The 16,799-nt window shown below is 70.4% G+C and carries 12 protein-coding genes; 10 read left to right on the top strand and 2 right to left on the bottom strand.

Annotation, left to right across the window (positions count from 1 at the left end; genetic code table 11):
- Positions 1-230 precede the first annotated feature (230 nt).
- From ACZ63E_RS15485 to ACZ63E_RS15525, 9 genes are all read left to right on the top strand, one after another.
- Positions 231-2,006, top strand: coding sequence for a chitinase (locus tag ACZ63E_RS15485; RefSeq protein WP_465336566.1), 1,776 nt, complete (start codon positions 231-233; stop codon positions 2,004-2,006).
- A 45-nt stretch (positions 2,007-2,051) separates the two neighbouring features.
- Positions 2,052-2,789 (top strand): IclR family transcriptional regulator, encoded by a 738-nt coding sequence (locus tag ACZ63E_RS15490; RefSeq protein WP_465336567.1) that lies wholly within the window; start codon positions 2,052-2,054, stop codon positions 2,787-2,789.
- 70 nt (positions 2,790-2,859) lie between these two features.
- A complete protein-coding gene (locus ACZ63E_RS15495) occupies positions 2,860-4,011 on the top strand; it encodes a 4-hydroxybenzoate 3-monooxygenase (RefSeq protein ID WP_465336568.1) in 1,152 nt (383 codons plus the stop codon).
- Positions 4,012-4,252: 241 nt separating this feature from the next.
- Positions 4,253-5,872: an FAD-dependent oxidoreductase gene (locus ACZ63E_RS15500; RefSeq protein ID WP_465336569.1), complete on the top strand. Its 1,620-nt coding sequence runs from the start codon at positions 4,253-4,255 to the stop codon at positions 5,870-5,872.
- Positions 5,873-5,920: 48 nt separating this feature from the next.
- Complete coding sequence (locus ACZ63E_RS15505) at positions 5,921-6,976, top strand: LacI family DNA-binding transcriptional regulator (protein WP_465336570.1); 1,056 nt, start codon at positions 5,921-5,923, stop codon at positions 6,974-6,976.
- Positions 6,977-7,051: 75 nt separating this feature from the next.
- Positions 7,052-8,344, top strand: coding sequence for an ABC transporter substrate-binding protein (locus tag ACZ63E_RS15510; RefSeq protein ID WP_465336571.1), 1,293 nt, complete (start codon positions 7,052-7,054; stop codon positions 8,342-8,344).
- Entirely contained in the window at positions 8,341-9,225 is an 885-nt protein-coding gene (locus ACZ63E_RS15515) for a carbohydrate ABC transporter permease (RefSeq protein ID WP_465336572.1), read from the top strand. Before ACZ63E_RS15510 ends, ACZ63E_RS15515 begins: the two co-directional genes overlap by 4 nt.
- On the top strand, positions 9,215-10,042 hold the full coding sequence (locus ACZ63E_RS15520; RefSeq protein WP_465336573.1) for a carbohydrate ABC transporter permease: 828 nt from the start codon (positions 9,215-9,217) through the stop codon (positions 10,040-10,042). The genes ACZ63E_RS15515 and ACZ63E_RS15520 overlap by 11 nt, the downstream gene beginning before the upstream one ends.
- A 112-nt stretch (positions 10,043-10,154) precedes the next feature.
- Positions 10,155-10,469: a hypothetical protein gene (locus tag ACZ63E_RS15525; RefSeq protein WP_465336574.1), complete on the top strand. Its 315-nt coding sequence runs from the start codon at positions 10,155-10,157 to the stop codon at positions 10,467-10,469.
- A gap of 332 nt (positions 10,470-10,801) precedes the next feature.
- On the opposite strand, the gene ACZ63E_RS15530 is transcribed toward ACZ63E_RS15525, so the two are convergent.
- Positions 10,802-12,700: a sensor histidine kinase gene (locus tag ACZ63E_RS15530; RefSeq protein ID WP_465336575.1), complete on the bottom strand. Its 1,899-nt coding sequence runs from the start codon at positions 12,698-12,700 to the stop codon at positions 10,802-10,804.
- Positions 12,690-13,385, bottom strand: a complete 696-nt coding sequence (locus ACZ63E_RS15535; RefSeq protein ID WP_465303335.1) for a response regulator transcription factor — start codon at positions 13,383-13,385, stop codon at positions 12,690-12,692. The genes ACZ63E_RS15530 and ACZ63E_RS15535 overlap by 11 nt, the downstream gene beginning before the upstream one ends.
- A 144-nt stretch (positions 13,386-13,529) precedes the next feature.
- Between ACZ63E_RS15535 and ACZ63E_RS15540 the strand changes: the two genes are divergently transcribed.
- A complete protein-coding gene (locus ACZ63E_RS15540; RefSeq protein WP_465336576.1) occupies positions 13,530-16,670 on the top strand; it encodes a GH92 family glycosyl hydrolase in 3,141 nt (1,046 codons plus the stop codon).
- Positions 16,671-16,799: the final 129 nt, after the last annotated feature.

Raw genomic sequence — 16,799 nt, forward strand, 5'->3', positions numbered from 1 at the left:
ATTCACTGCGCCGGACGCCATGAATGAGTCACTCACTGCACCTGGCCCCGCTCGGGCGAGCCCCGGTCGGCGGCGATACCGAAGCCTGCCGGTCGAGCCGCAATCTCACCGAAACCCGATCCTCGGCACCTGGCCTCGACCGGGCAAGCCGGCCTCAGGCCGGCAGTTGGTCTGGACATTTTACATATTGGTCTAGACAATCAGAGGTCTCTCCCCGACTGGAGGACCCGATGAGGCGTTCCAGACTGTCCGCAACCCTCGCCGCCTTCGTACTGGCGCTCTCCGGTCTCGCGGCCGGGACCGCCGGGCCTGCCGAAGCGGCCAACCTCCTCGCCAACCCCGGTTTCGAGGCCGGCTCGCTTTCCGGCTGGACCTGCGCCAACGCCACCACCGTCACCACCCCCGTGCACGGCGGGAGCTACGCCCTCGCCGGCACGCCCGTCGGCGCTGACTACGCGCAGTGCTCGCAGACCGTGTCCGTCCTGCCGAACACCACCTACACCGTCTCGGCCTGGGTGCGCGGGAACCCCGTCTACCTCGGCATCACCGGCGGCGCCTCCACCTGGTCCGGCAACTCGGGCGCCTACAACCAGCTCTCCCTCACCTTCACCACCGGCAACCAGACCTCCGCCCAGCTCTACCTCCACGGCTGGTACGGCGCCGGCACCTACTACGCCGACGACGTCGTCCTCGACGGCCCCGGCGGCAGCACCCCCGGCACACCCGGCGCGCCCGGGACCCCGGCAACCGGCGGAGTCACCACCACCTCCATCGCCCTGACCTGGGGCGCCGCCGCCGGGACCGTCACCGGGTACCGCGTCTACGAAGGCAGCACTGTCGTCGCGACGACCACCGGCACCAGCGCCACCGTCGGAGGCCTGGCCGCCTGCACGACCCACAGTTACGCCGTCGCCGCGTACAACAGCGCCGGTGAGTCGCCGAAGAGCTCGACGACCAGCGCCACCACGACCGGCTGCGTCGACACCGGCCTGCCGAAGCACGCGCTGATCGGCTACCAGCACGCCAGCTTCGCGAACGGCTCCGGCTACGTCCGCATGGCCGACGTCCCGGCGGCCTGGGACATCATCGACCTCGCCTTCGGCGAACCGACGTCCGTCACCTCCGGGGACATCCGCTTCAACCGCTGCTCCGCCGCCGAATGCCCGAACGTCGAGAGTGACGCCGACTTCATCGCCGCCATCAAGGCGAAGCAGGCACAGGGCAAGAAGATACTGATCTCCATCGGCGGCCAGAACGGTCAGGTCCAGCTGACGACCACCGCCGCGCGGGACAAGTTCGTCAGCTCCGTCTCGGCGATCATCGACAAGTACGGCCTCAACGGCCTCGACGTCGACTTCGAGGGCCACTCGCTCTCGCTCAACGCCGGCGACACCGACTTCCGCAACCCGACCACACCGGTGATCGTCAACCTGATCTCCGCGCTGAAGTCGCTCAAGGCCAAGTACGGCTCGGGCTTCGTCCTGACCATGGCGCCGGAGACGTTCTTCGTGCAGGTCGGCTACCAGTTCTACGGCGGCACGAGCGCCGGTGACGCGCGGACCGGCGCCTACCTGCCGGTGATCCACGCGCTGCGCGACTCGCTGACCGTGCTGCACGTCCAGGACTACAACTCCGGCCCGGTCATGGGCCTGGACAACCAGTACCACAACATGGGCGGCGCGGAGTTCCACATCGCGATGACCGACATGCTCAAGGCCGGCTTCACCGTCGCGAACACCGGGCAGTTCTTCCCGGGGCTGCGGCCGGACCAGATCGCGATCGGCCTGCCCGCGGCGGTCAGCGCCGGCAACGGCTACACCTCGCCCGCGGACGTCCAGACCGCCGTGAACTGCCTGGTCAAGGGCAGCGGCTGTGGTTCCTACACCCTACGTGGCGGCACGTCGCCGGCGCTGCGCGGGCTGATGACGTGGTCGATCAACTGGGACAAGTACTACAACTGGGAGTTCCAGAACAGCCACGAGCCGTTCCTGAACTCGCTGCCGTGACGCGTCGCGGTGTGCCCCGCCGACCGGTGGGGCACACTGCCTGACGTGGTCAAACGCGACTCCGTGCTGACGCGCGTCGTCCGGATCTTCGAGACGTTCGAACCGGACGCGCCCGCGTTGCGCGTCACCGACATCGCGCGCCGCGCCGGGCTGCACGTCGCGACGGCGTCGCGGCTGGTCGAGGAGCTGGTCGGGCACGGCTGGCTGCTACGTGACACCGATCGGAGGATCCGGGTGGGCGTCCGGCTGTGGGAGCTGGCTTCGCGCGCGTCCCCGACGCTGGGGCTGCGCGAGGCGGCGCTGCCGTTCATGGAGGACCTGCACGCCGTTGTCGGGCACCACACGCAGCTCGCGGTGCTGGAGGACCGCGAGGTGCTTTTCGTCGAGCGGCTTTCGGCGCCCGGCGCGGTGGTCAACGTGACGCGGGTGGCCGGGCGACTGCCGCTGCACGCGTCGTCGTCCGGGCTCGTTTTGCTCGCCCACGCGCCCGCTGACCTGCAGGAACAGGTGCTGGCGGGTCCGCTCGGCGCGTTCCGCCGGACCACGTTGACCGATCCCGCGCGGCTACGGCGCTTCCTCGCCGACGTCCGGCGGGACGGCTACGCGTACTGCGCGGGCTTCATCGACGAAGAGACCACGGGGATCGCTGTCCCGCTGCGGGGACGCGGCGGTGACGTCGTCGCGGCGCTGTCGGTGATCGTGCCCAACGACGACTCCGCGCGGATGCAGATCCCGGCGTTGCGCGCGGCGGCCCGCGGGATCTCGCGAACGCTCTCTCACTGAATGAGAATGCCGTAGAGGTCGCCGCGGCGGGTGGCTCATGCTCGGGTCCTCCGCGTGAAAGGACGTTCCCGTGCGCACCCAGGTCGTCATCGTCGGCGCCGGCCCGGCCGGGCTGCTGCTGTCCCACCTGCTCGGCCTCGAGGGCGTCGACTCGGTGCTCGTCGAGCGGCAGACCGCCGAGCACGTCCAGGCGCGCATCCGCGCGGGCATGCTCGAGGCCGGGACGGTCGAGCTGCTGCGGTCGGTGGGCCTCGCCGACCGGCTCGACGCCGAGGGCATGGAGCACCGCGGGATCCACCTGCAGTGGCCGGGGGAGCGCCACCACCTGGACTTCGTCGACCTCGTCGGGCGGCCGGTCACGATCTACGGGCAGACCGAGATCACCAAGGACCTGATGGCGGCGCGGGAAAAGGCGGGCCGTCCGGTGTACTACTCGGCGTCGGACGTCACGCTGCACGACGTCACGGGCTCGCCGTCCGTGACCTTTGTGGACGCTGACGGCGCGGCGCAGCGGGTCGACGCGGACGTCGTCGTGGGCTGCGACGGCTTCCACGGGCCGAGCCGGCTGTCCATTCCGGACCCTCAGGTGTCGGAACGGGCGTATCCGTTCGCGTGGCTGGGAGTGCTGGCCGACGTCGCGCCGTCGTCGGACGAGCTGATCTACGCCTGGCACCCGGACGGGTTCGCGATGCACAGCATGCGGTCGCCGCGCGTCAGCCGGTTCTACCTGCAGGTGGCGCCGGACGAGGACATCGCGCAGTGGAGCGACGACCGGATCTGGACTGCGCTGTCCACCCGGCTGGGCTTTCCCGAGTGGACACTGCGGACCGGCACGATCACCGAGAAGAGCGTGCTGCCGATGCGCAGCTTCGTCTCGACGCCGATGCGGCACGGAAACCTCTACCTGGCCGGGGACGCCGCGCACATCGTGCCGCCGACCGGCGCGAAGGGGCTGAACCTGGCGGTCGCCGACGTCGCCCGGCTGGCGACCGCGCTGACGGCGTCCTTCCGCGGTGACAACTCGTTGGCTGACGCGTACTCGGACGCGGCGTTGCGGCGGGTCTGGCGGTGCACGCACTTCTCGTGGTGGATGACGTCGATGCTGCACCGCCACGGCGACAGCTTCGACGCCCAGCTCCAGCTCGCCCAGCTCCACCGCACGGTGACGTCGACGGCCGCGGCCACCGAACTGGCCGACAACTACTCCGGCCTGCCCCTCTGATCCGTGACGGGAGGGGCATCACGCGTGATCAGCCGGGCATCACCAGTGTCTGGAGGGGCATCACTCGTGATTGGCGGGGCATCACGCTGATGCCCCGCCAATCACGCTTGATGCCCGCTCAATCACGCGTGATGCCCCGCTGATCACGAGGCTTGTCCGGTTCTGACTCTTGACGTCCGGGCTTTGTCTCGCGCACCATACCCGCGTAGTAATTCGAATTATCAGCGCCGGGGAAGGCTTCATGAGGGAACTGGACACGGAGATTCTGGTGGTGGGCGGGGGACTCGGCGGGGTCGCCGCCGCGCTGGCCGCGGCGTCCCACGGCCGGCGGGTCGTGCTCACCGAGGAGACCGACTGGCTCGGCGGGCAGCTGACCGCGCAGGCCGTGCCGCCGGACGAGAACCCCTGGATCGAGCGGTTCGGGTCCACCCGCACCTACCGCGAGCTGCGCGAAGGGATCCGCGCGCACTACCGCCGCCACTACCCGCTCCGCGCCGAAGCCGCGAAGCGGCCGGAGCTGAACCCCGGCGCGGGCAGGGTCAGCAAGCTCTGCCACGAACCTCGCGTGGCACTGGCCGTCGTCGAAGCCATGCTCGCGCCGCACGTCAGCGCCGGGCGGATCCGCGTCCTCCGGAACCACCGGCCGGTCGGGGCGCACACGACGCAAGACCGTGTTGACGCCGTGGTCCTCGAAAGCGGCGCGGACAAGGTGACCGTCACCGCCCAGTACGTCCTCGACGCCACCGAGAACGGCGACCTCCTGCCGCTCACCGGCACCGAACACGTCACCGGCGCCGAATCCCAGGCGGACCACGGCGAACCCCACGCGCCCGAGAAAGCCGACCCGGCGAACCTCCAGGGTTTCACCTACTGCTTCGCGGTTTCCCACCACGAAGGCGAAAACCACGTCATCGACCGGCCGGAGATGTACGGCTTCTGGCGTGACTACCAGCCGGACTTCTGGCCCGGTCCACTGCTCGGCTTCGTCGCCCCGGACCCGCGGACGCTCGAGCCGGTCAAACGCGCCTTCGTCCCGAACCCGCCCGGCGACCCGCTCGCCGTGAGCGCCGACCAGAGCGCCGACGCCGGGGACAAGGAACTGTGGGCCTTCCGCCGCATCCTCGCCCGCAACCTGCACACCGACGGCGCCTTCGACTCCGACATCACGCTGGTCAACTGGCCACTCAACGACTACTGGCTCAAGCCGTCGCACACCATTCCCGGCCACACGACCGAGGCCGACGTCCGGACCGCCCACCACGAAGCCAAGCAGCTGAGCCTGTCCGTCCTGTACTGGCTGCAGACCGAAGCACCCCGCGCGGACGGCGGCACCGGCTTCCCCGGCCTCAAGCTCCGTCCCGACGTCACCGACACGCAAGACGGGCTCGCGAAGTCCGCCTACATCCGCGAAGCGCGGCGCATCAAGGCTCTCACCACGGTCACCGAGCACGACGTCTCGGCCGAGATCCTCGGCGTCGACGGCCGGGTCCGCCGAGACGACGCCGTCGGGGTCGGGAGCTACCGGATCGACCTGCACCCGTCGACCGGCGGGGACAACTACGTCGACGTCGCGAGCGTGCCCTACGAGATCCCGCTCGGCGCGCTGCTGCCGGTGTCGAAGACCAACCTGCTGCCCGCCGGCAAGAACATCGGCACCACGCACATCACGAACGGCTGCTTCCGGCTGCACCCGGTGGAGTGGAACATCGGGGAGGTCGCCGGGCTGCTCGCCGCGTTCGCGCTCGGCGAGGACGTCGAACCACGGGACGTCAAGACCGACCCGCGTCTCTTCGAAGACTTCGCGCGCGTGCTGGACGCCGCCGGGGTGGAGCGCCGGTGGCCGGAAGTGCGGGGGTACTGACCGTGCCGCCGGTAAGGTCTCACGGAGTCACGCGGGAGGGAGTCAGGGATGACGGCGGGTTCGGGCCGCGTCACGCAGGCGCAGGTGGCACGCCTGGCCGGCGTCTCGCAGGCCGTCGTCTCGATGGTGCTGAACGGCTCCGACAGCCTCCGCATCACCCCCGAGACCCGCGAGCGCGTGCAGCAGGTGCTGCGCGAAACCGGCTACACCGTGGACATCATGGGCCGCCGGCTGCGCGGGAAGTCCAACCAGATCCTCGGGGTGTTCACCTACGAGTCGGTGTTCCCGTCCGGCGTCGCCGACTTCTACCGGCCGTTCCTGCTCGGCATCGAGGAGGAGGCCGAGGCGCAGGGCTTCGACCTGCTGCTGTTCACCAGCGGTGGCCGCCGCGACGGGCGCCGCCGGATCTACGAGGCGGGCACGAACCGGCTGCGCATCGCCGACGGCTCGGTCCTGCTCGGCCGGCACAACGACCCGCAGGAGCTCGCGCAGCTGGTCGAGGAGCAGTTCCCGTTCGTGTTCGTCGGCCGGCGCGAGTCGCCGACCGGGCCGATCAGCTACGTCGGCGCGGACTACGTCGCGGCCACCCGTGAGGTCCACGAGTGGCTGTGGGGGCTCGGGCACCGCCGGATCGGGCTGCTCAGCGTGACCGAGGAGAACGAGCCGACACTCGACCGGCGCGCCGGGTACGAGGCGGCCGCGCGCAAGCACCGCCGGACGCCGCTGGTGTTCCTCGAGGTCGACCCGGCGCTCGCGCTGCGGCAGGCGCGCGACGAGGGGGTCACGGCCCTGCTCGTCGAGAGCTCGGCGATGGCCGACGCGATCCTGGCGTGCGCGCACGACGCCGGGATCAGCGTGCCGGACGACCTCTCGATCGTGGTGCTGGGCGACGCGGACCCGACGCAGCAGCCGCGGGCGCACGCCGTGCCGAGCACCGGCGCGGACTGGTCGATGTTCCGCATCCCGCGCCACGAGATGGGCGCGCACGCGGTGCGCGTCCTCGTCGGGCTGCTCGCGGACCCGAAACCGAGACAACTGCTGCTGCCGTGCACGATCCACGAAGGGGCGACTGCGGCGGCACCCTCCACAGTGCACACTCGATAACCAGGCGCACTGGCTGTTGACAGCCCGGAAAGCGACGCTTACCGTCGCTGCTAATTCGAATAACCAGGAGGCATCGTGGCCTACCAGAGAGCCCGGCTGCTCGTCGCCGCGGCCGTGTCCGCCGTCGCACTGGCTTCGGCCGCCTGTTCGGGCGGCGCCGGCGACAACACGAACATCGCCCTGCGCATGACGGTCTGGACCACCGACAAGAACCAGCTCGCCCTCTTCGACTCCATCGCCACCGAGTACCGCAAGGCCCACCCGGAGGTCGCGTCGGTCAAGTTCGACGTCGTCCCGGGCGACACCAGCGCGTACTCGGCCGCGCTCACCACCCAGCTCTCCGGCGGCAACCCGCCGGACCTGGCGTGGATCCTCGAGCGCGACGCGCCGGACTTCGTCCAGTCCGGCGCGCTCACCGACCTGAAGCCCACTTTGGACGCGGCTGCCGGGTACAACGCCGGCGAGCTGGTGCCGTCCGCGACAAAACTGTGGACCAAGGACAGCGGCCTCTACGCCTACCCGTTCTCGACGTCGCCGTTCGGCATGTTCTACAACAAGAACCTGCTCACCCAGGCCGGGATCACCGAGACGCCCGACCAGCTGCTCGCAAGTGGACGGTGGACCTGGGACGCCGCCAAGCAGATCGCCACCCAGGTCGCGGCGAAGGACGCCGGCAAGGCCGGGCTGGTCATCCGCGAGTTCGAGTACAAGCAGTGGGTACTGCTGGCGTCGGTCTGGCGCGGCTTCGGCGCCGACGCCTGGGGCCCGGACGGCCGGACCTGCGGGTTCACCAGCCCCGAGATGACGTCCGCGATGACCTTCCTGCACCAGGCGATCTTCACCGACAAGGCGCTGCCCGGCCCGGGCACCACGGCGGACTTCTTCGCCGGGGAAAGCGGTCTCACGATCGCGCAGATCAGCCGCGCCGGGCTGCTGAAGGCCAAGCCGTTCGAGTGGGGCATCGTCCCGCTGCCCGCCGGGCCGAAGGCGAACGCGCAGGTCGTCGGGCAGGCCGGGATCGGCGTCCCGGTGAAGGGCAAGCACGCCAAGGCCGCCGCGGACTTCCTCGCGTTCTTCACCAACCCGGCCAACTCGGCGAAGCTCGGCCAGTACTTCCCGCCCGCCCGCGACAGCCTGCTCAACGCGGCCACCCTGGCCAAGGCGAACCCGCTGTTCAGCCAGGAACAGCTGCAGAACGTCGTGGTGAACGGGATCAAGACCGGCGCGGTGCTGCCGTCGCACACCGGGAGCGCGCGGATCGCGTCGCTCGTCCAGTCCGCTTTGGACCCGATGTGGAAGCCGGACGCGAACGTGCCCGCCGCGCTGGCCGGGGTCTGCCAGGCGATCGACCCGGCGCTGAGCCAATGACCCTCACCTCGAAGAAGCGCGACGAGCTCGCGGGGTGGCTCTTCATCGCCCCGCAGGCTCTCGGCTTCCTCGCTTTTGTCGTGGCACCGCTCGCCGCCGTCGTCTGGTACAGCTTCCAGGACGTCAACCTCCTGGCCGGGACGTCGTCCTTCGCGGGCACGGACAACTACGCGAAGCTCTTCGACGACCCGACCGCGCCGAAGGTCGCCCGCGCGACGGCGATCTTCTGCGTCGGCCTGGTCGTGCTGAACCTGGCACTCGCACTCTCGCTGGCGTTGCTGCTCAACCTGAAACTGCGCGGCACCACGTTGTTCCGGACGGTCTTCTTCTCGCCGGTGGTCGTCACGCTCGTCGCGTGGACGATCGTCTGGAACTTCCTCCTGCAGGACAACGGCGGGATCAACTCGCTGCTGCAGGCGATCGGCGTCGACGGCCCGAACTGGTTGCGCGGCAACGGCACCGCGATGCTGTCGGTGATCGTGGTGCAGGTGCTGAAGAACGTCGGGCTGAACATGGTGCTGTTCCTCGCGGCGTTGCAGGGGATTCCGTCGTCCATCATGGAGGCGTCGCAACTGGACGGCGCCGGGCCGTGGCGGCGGTTCCGGTCGGTGATCCTGCCGATGATCAGCCCGACGACGCTGCTGACGGCGATCATCACCGTCGCCGGCGCGTTGCAGGTGTTCGCGCAGATCCAGGTGCTGACCCTCGGCGGGCCCGCGGACAGCACCAACGTCCTCGTCTTCTACTTCTACCAGCAGGCCTTCGCCAACCACGACCTCGGGTACGGCTCCGCGCTGGCCGTCGTGCTGTTCCTGGTGATCCTCGTGCTCACGCTGCTGCAGTGGCGGATGCGGAGGCGGTGGGTGTTCCATGAGTCGTAGGGCGAAGATCGCCTGTTACGCGGTGATGGTCGTGCTGGCCGTGCCGTTCGTGTTCCCCACCTGGTGGATGATCACGGCGTCGCTGCTGCCGGCCAACGAGGTGCTCGCGTACCCGCCGAAGCTGTTCCCGAACCAGCCGCAGTGGGAGAACTACCGGACCGCGTTCACGGACTTCCCGTTGGCGCAGCAGTACTTCAACAGTCTCTATATCGCCGTGCTCGTAACGCTCGGCACGATGTTCTTCTCCTCGCTCGCCGGGTACGCGTTCGCGCGCATCCGGTTCCGCGGCGAGAAGCTGTTCGGGCTGATCCTCATCGGACTGATGGTGCCGAGCGAGGTCACGATCATCCCGCTGTTCCGGGTGGTCGACGACCTCGGGCTGACCAACACGCACTGGCCGCTGATCGTCGTCCCGATCTTCGGCGCGCCGAGTGTGCTGGCGACGTTCGTGATGCGGCAGTTCTTCATCACGATCCCGGGCGAACTGGAGGAGGCCGGGCGGCTCGACGGCCTCTCGCGGTTCGGGCTCTATCGGCGGGTCGCCCTGCCGATCGCGAAACCCGCGCTGGCCGCCGTCGCGATCTTCACGTTCCTGAACACGTGGAACTTCTTCCTGGAACCGCTGGTCTACCTGACCGACAAGGACATGTTCACGCTGCCGGTGGCGCTGACGCAGTACGTCGACGTCTACGGCGGCCACCTCTGGAACGTCCAGCTCGCCGCCGCGACCACCACGGTCGTGCCGGTCCTGGTCGTCTTCATCATCGCGCAACGCCAGTTCGTCGAAGGGCTCGCCCAAAGCGGCCTCAAAGGCTAAGAGGCAGTCGTGCTCGATCGCAGAACCTTCCTCGGCGGAGCCACGGCCGCTGTGGTGCTCGGCCTCGCGGGCGCCCGGACGGCCGTGGAACTCGTACTTCCTGGATCCGGCGTTGCGGAACCGGCTCGACGCGGCGATCGCGCACTACCTGAACCTGCAGCACGCCGACGGTTCGTTCCCGGAGTACTCGATCTCCGAGAAGTCCAAGGCCGCCACCGGGTTCGGCCCGGGTTACCTGGCGAAGACGCTCGCCAACCTGCGCCAGGTCAACGCGTTGCCTGCCCGGCGTGCGCAGCTGGAAGCCGCGCTGCACCAGGGCATTCCTCGCGGTCAATGGCCGTCGCACGGCGCAAACAAGCCGCGGTCCGGCAGCTGCCCTACCTGCGCTCGACCGACTTCGCCGGGCAGCGGCGGGACGACGAGCTGAACCAGGTCTACTGCTACGTCCGCAGCTGTACCTCGCCGGGTTCTGGGGCACCCCGGCCGTCGAGCTACGTCCGGGGTGCGCAGGGTCTGCTGTGGCACCCGCGGGCCGGCATGGTCGTCCACTCGCAGCAGGACGACACGCAGTGCTGGGCCAGCCTGCTCCCGAACGACAGCCCGGACGCCCGCGGCCTCCTGGACTCGGCGTTCTTCATTGGCGACCGCGGCACCACGCCGCTCACCGAGCAGGTCCCGCTCGTCCTGCACCCGGGTGACGACGTGCGCTTCTCCGACGGCACACCGGTCACCCACGGCGCGAACACCACCGCGACCGCGTCAGGACTGACGATCCGCCGCCGCGGCACGACGATCACGATCGGCTGGGGAACCACCCCGGGCGCGACCGTCACCGTCACCTTCCTGCGCGACGGCGCCCGGCGGCTGCACGTCCTGAGGGTCCCGCACCCCGGGACCCTCACCACGGAGATCCGGCTTCGGTAGCCGGACGGTGAACGTCGACCCGGCGTCCACTTCGGACTCCGCGGTCACCGTGCCGCCGTGGGCCTGCACGAGGTGGCGCACGATGGCGAGGCCGAGCCCGCTGCCGCCGGTCTGGCGGCTGCGGGACTTCTCGGCCCGCCAGAACCGGTCGAACACGTGTGGCAGGTCCGCGGCGGGGATCCCGGTGCCGGTGTCGGCGACGGCGAGCGTCATCGTGTCCACAGTGGACGACACGCGGATCGTCACCCGGCCGCGGGCGGGTGTGTGCCGGATCGCGTTGGTCACCAGGTTCCCGACCACCTGGCGCAGGCGCACCGGGTCGGCCGCCACCACGCTCTCGCCGGTGGCCTCGACGGTGAGCGTGATCCCGCCCGCGGCGGCCCGGTCGGCGAGCGCGGCGGCGACGTGGCCGGCGAGCTCGGCCGCGTCGAGCGGTTCGGGGTGCAGGCGCAGCTGCCCGGCGTCGGCCGCGGCGAGGTCCTGCAGGTCGTCGACGATGTGCTGCAGCAGCACGGTTTCTTCCAGCAGGGACGCGCTCAGCGTGTGGTCGAACGGCAGGTGGCCGTCCTCGGCGGCCTCCAGCCGGCCGCGGATGACGTTGAGCGGGTTGCGCAGCTCGTGCGCGATGTCGCTGACCATCGCCTTGCGCTGCTCCTCGATGCGCTCGCGCCGCGCGGTGAGGTCGTTGAACGCGGTGGCGAGGTACCCGACCTCGTCGCGGGACTTCACCGGCGCCGGCCGGTCCTGCTGGGCGGCTTCGGTCAGCGCGCGCAGCGGGCGGGCGAGCCGCCGCGCGACCAGGACGGTGATCGCGGCGGCCAGCACCAGGACACCGCCGGTGACCGCGAGGATCCGGGTGAGGTTCTCCTGCGACAGCGTGAATGTCGGCAGCTGCGAGCCGCTCGGGCCGAGGGTGAACAGCAACGCGGGCGGCGCGACGAACGGCGTGAGCTGCTCGCGCCGGGCCGAGTCGACGCAGCTCTGGCTCGGCCCCTGGTCCGGGGCCGCGAGCACTTCGAGGTCGAGGCTCAGTTTCACCGCCTCCGCCCCCTGGCTCTGCAGGCAGCGGTTCACCGCATCGTTGAGGCTGTCGAGCGCGGTCCGCTCGGTCGGGGTGGGCTCCGCCAGCTCGTAGATCCCGCACTTGGCCGCGAAGTAGCGCATGCTGAGCGGGTCGGCGCCGATGAGCTGGGCGCGCCCGCTCGCCGACTCCCGCACCTGGCCGGTGATGCCCAGCGAGTCGAGGCAGGCGACGGCCTTCCTGGCCAGGCCGTCGAGGTCGGCGCGCTCGTTCGGCGGCAGCTTGAACGGGCCCACCGCGCGCGGGTCGATGCCGCTGGTGCCGGCCTCGGGCAGCAGCACCGGGTCGACGTGCAGCGGGTCGACCGACGCGGTCGCCTTCACCGGCAGGGTCACCGGCGCGCCGCCGGAGTCGCCCAGCACCCGGCGGTCGATCGTGGTCAGCACGATCCGGCGGCCCGTCTGCTCGGACAGCGCCCGCAGCTTCGGCCCGGCCAGGTCCCACGTGTAGTTGGCCGCCGCGTAACCGAGCAGCTCGGTGTAGATCGTGGCGTCACCCGAGAGCGCCTGGCCCTGCTCCTGCTGGATCGCGCGGGTGGTGGTCTGCACGGCGAGCCACGCGGTCGCGGCGATCGAGCCGAGCGCGATGAGCAGCGAGACGGCGGTGAGCCGGACGACCAGGCTGCGCCGGCGCGGGAAGCGGCTACGACCCATTTTCGTCCGTCAGCTTGTACCCGACGCCGAACACCGTCCGCAGGTACGCGGGGTGCTGCGGGTCGGGCTCGATCTTCTTGCGCAGGTTGAGCACGTGGACGTCGATGATGCGGGTGCTGACGAACCGGTCGTCTCCGCGGGTCAGCTCCAGCAGCTGCCGCCGGGTGAACACCCGCCCGGGCTGCCGGATCAGCGTCTCGAGCAGCTGGAACTCACCCGGGGTCGTCTCCACCGGGCGCTCGTCGACCGACACCTCGTGCCGCACCGGGTCGAGCCGCAGCGCGCCGACGCGCAACGCCGTGTCCGGCGGCTCGCGCCGGGCCGCGGTGCGCCGCAGCAGCGTGCGGACCCGCGCCATCAGCTCGCGCGGGCTGTAGGGCTTGGTCAGGTAGTCGTCGGCGCCGAGGTCGAGGCCGAGCAGCAGGTCGTCCTCGGTGGCGCGGGCCGTCAGCATCAGCACCGCGACGTCGGACTCGCCGCGCAGGATCCGGCAGACGTCGAGGCCGTCGACCTTGGGCATCATGACGTCGAGAACCAGCAGGTCAGGGCGCTCGCGGCGGGCTTCGTCGAGCGCCGCCCGGCCGTCGGGGGCCAGCACGACGGTGTGGCCCTCGCTCTCCAGGTAGAGCCGGAGGACCTCGGCCTGCTTCTCGTCGTCTTCCGCGACCAGCACACGTGCGCACACGGCGTCGAGGTTAGGCGTCCTGACAAGGCGGCCACCCGATCCTGACCGGATCTTCATACCTCCGGGCACGAGCCAGGTCTTTGTCAAAGTGTTGACCCGGGGTCCGGCGCAGGTAAAGGTCGGATGACAGCTCTGGGAGGCACGGTGCGATTCAAGTTCATGGCGGCTCTCGTGACGACGGCGGTGCTCGGGGCGCCCGCTGTCGCTTCGGCGGCGCCGACAACGATGTCACCCCTGGTTGGGGACCCTTCGGCCTACGTCGACCCGCTGATCGGCACCGGCCGGGGCGGCAGTTCGGTCGGTGAGATCAACAACTTCCCGGGTCCCGCGGCGCCGTTCGGGATGATGCAGTTCTCGCCGGACACCCAAGGCGCGTACGCCGGCTACCAGTACCACTCCGATCAGATCCGAGGTTTCAGCCTCGACCACGCCTCGGTCGGCTGCAACGCGTTCGGTGACGTGCCGATCCTGCCGGTCACCGGCGACGTCGGCAGCGCGCCCTGGGATCGCGTCGAGCACTTCACCCACGACGACGAGAAGGCCGAGCCGGGCTACTACGCCGTGACGCTCGCCGACTCGAAGGTCCGGGCCGAGCTGACGGCGACCACGCGCACCGGGCTCGCGACGTTCACCTACCCCGCCGGCTCGACACCGCAGGTGCTCGTCAAGGGCGGTGCGAGCCTCGCCGGGAACTCCGCCGCCACGCTGAAGGTCACCGGTGACCGCGAGGTCAGCGGCTCGGCCACCACGGGCAACTTCTGCGGCAAGGGGAACCACTACACCGTCTATTACGACATCACGTTCGACCAGCCGTTCACCGCGCACGGCACCTGGGACGGCTCGTCGGTGAAGCCGGACACCGACAGCGTCGACTCGCCGCGGGCGGGCGCGTACCTGACCTTCGGGTCCGGGACCGTGCACGCCAAGGTGTCGATGTCCTATGTGGGCGTCGACGGCGCGAAGGCCAACGCGGCGGCGGAAGTTCCGGGGTTCGACTTCGCCGCGGTCCGGAAGTCCACTCGGGACAGGTGGACGCAGGCGCTGGGCAAGATCCGCGTCGCGGGTAAGGACACCGCTCAGCTCAAGACGTTCTACACCTCGCTGTACCACTCGCTCATGCACCCCAACACCTTCGACGACGCCGACGGCCGGTACATCGGTTTCGACAACCAGGTCCGGACGCTGCCGAAGGGCCGTCACCAGTACGCGAACTTCTCCGATTGGGACACCTACCGCTCACTCGCGCCACTGCACGCCATGCTGTTCCCGAAGGAAGCCAGTGACATGGCGCAGTCGCTGACGAACGACGCCGTGCAGGGCGGCTGGTGGCCGCGCTGGCCGATGGCGAACGGCTACACGGGCCAGATGACCGGCGACAGCTCGGTCGCGCTGATCTCGAACCTGTACGCGTTCGGCGCGCGCGACTTCGACGTCAAAACGGCCTTGAAGTACCTGGTCAAGGGGGCGACGTCGGTCGACAACACCCCCGGCGCGTACCAGGAGCGCCGCGGCATCTCCGACTACGTCGCGCGCGGGTACATGCCGAACAACGACGCCTCGCGCGGTGACCACGCGCGGGTCGGGGCGTCGATCACGCTGGAATGGGCGATCGACGACTTCGCCATCGCGCAGTTCGCGCAGGGGATCGGCGACCGCGACGTCGCCCGGGAGTTCACCAAGCGCGGCCAGAACTGGCAGAACATCTTCAACCCCCTGACCGGCTACCTGCAGCCGCGGGCGCAGGATGGCCGCTTCCCGGACGGCCCGGCCTACGTCCCGCCGCCGCCCGGCAAGTTCGGCCAGGACGGTTTTGACGAGGGCAACGCCGCGCAGTACACCTGGCTGGTCCCGCAGGACCCGGCCGGGCTGGTGACGGCGATGGGCGGGCCGGCGACGGTTTCGCAGCGGCTCGACACCTTCTTCCAGAAGCTGAACGTCGGCCCGAACGAGCCGAACATGTGGGCCGGCAACGAGCCCGACTTCGGCGTCCCGTTCCTGTACAACCACGTCGGGCAGCCCTGGAAGACGCAAGCGGTGGTCCGCGAGATCGCGACGACGCTGTTCAGCGCGACCCCGGACGGCGAGCCGGGCAACGACGACCTCGGTGCGCAGTCGTCGTGGTATGTCTGGGCCGCGCTCGGCATCTACCCGGCCACGCCGGGGACGCCGGACCTGGTCGTGGCGAGCCCGTTGTTCGAGCGTGCGGTGCTGTCCCTCCCGAATGGACGGACGATCGACCTCCGGGCGCCGCGCGCCTCGGCGACCACACCGTACGTCCACGATCTTTCGCTGAACGGACACGACTGGGACCGCACGTACCTGCCCGCGAACACCGCGCGTGACGGCGGGCGGCTGGACTTCTCGCTGCAGTCCACTCCGGACAAGCGGTGGGCGGCGAACTCGGTCCCGCCGTCCTATCAGGACAACGAGAAGCCGTTCCTGACTTCGGCGACCAACCAGGTGGTCGTCTCGCCGGGGACCAGCGGCCAGGCGACGGTGAGCGGACAGCGGCTGGGCGGGCACGACCGCGTGCTGGACGTGTCCACCCAGGCCCCGCCCGGGATCACGGTGACCGGGCCACGGCAGCTGCGGCTCGACGACCGGACCGGCAGCGGCACCGCGAAGCTGACGGTCGCCGTGGCCGCCGGGACACCCGAGGGGTACTACCAGGTACCGGTGACCGTCCGCGGCGGGGCGACGTCGGTGCCCGGCTCGGTGATCGTGCTGGTCGCGCCGAAGAACGGGCTCGCGGCGGCGTACTCGAACGTCGGCATCTCCGACGACGGCGACACGGGTTCGGCCGACATCGACGGCGCCGGGAACAGCCTCTCCCGGCAGGCGCTGGCCGCGGCCGGCGTGGTCGGGGGGAAACCCGCGCAGGCCGTGGGCACGACGTTCACCTGGCCCGCCGCACCCGCTGGGCGGCCGGACAACGTCGTCGCGGCTGGTCAGACGATCCAGCTGTCCGGGACCCGGCTGTCGTTCGTCGGCACGGCGTCCAACGGTGACCACCGCGGCTCGGCGACGGTCACCTTCACCGACGGCACGACCGGCCAGGCGGACCTGTCGTTCGGCGACTGGGTGTTCCCGGGCGGCGGCACGGACCCGGTGTTCGGCAACACGCTGGTGGCCCGCACGGACCACCGCAACCAGCCGGGCGGCCCGGGCGGCGGGGCGTCGGTCTACGCGACGGCGCCGTTCGACGCCCCGGCCGGGAAGCAGATCGCTTCGGTGACCCTGCCGGCCGACGCGGACCTGCACGTGTTCGCGATCGGCCTCGCCTGACGCTGTCGTGGGGGGGTGGGGGGGGGGTTCCCCCCCCCCCCCCCCCCCCCCCCCCGAGCACCTCTCCTCCAAGGCCCCCCCCCACCGCCCGCCAGTCTCTCCCACGCCCCCGCACACCGGCTCCACATC

It is taken from the genome of Amycolatopsis sp. NPDC104819 (genome assembly GCF_055583145.1).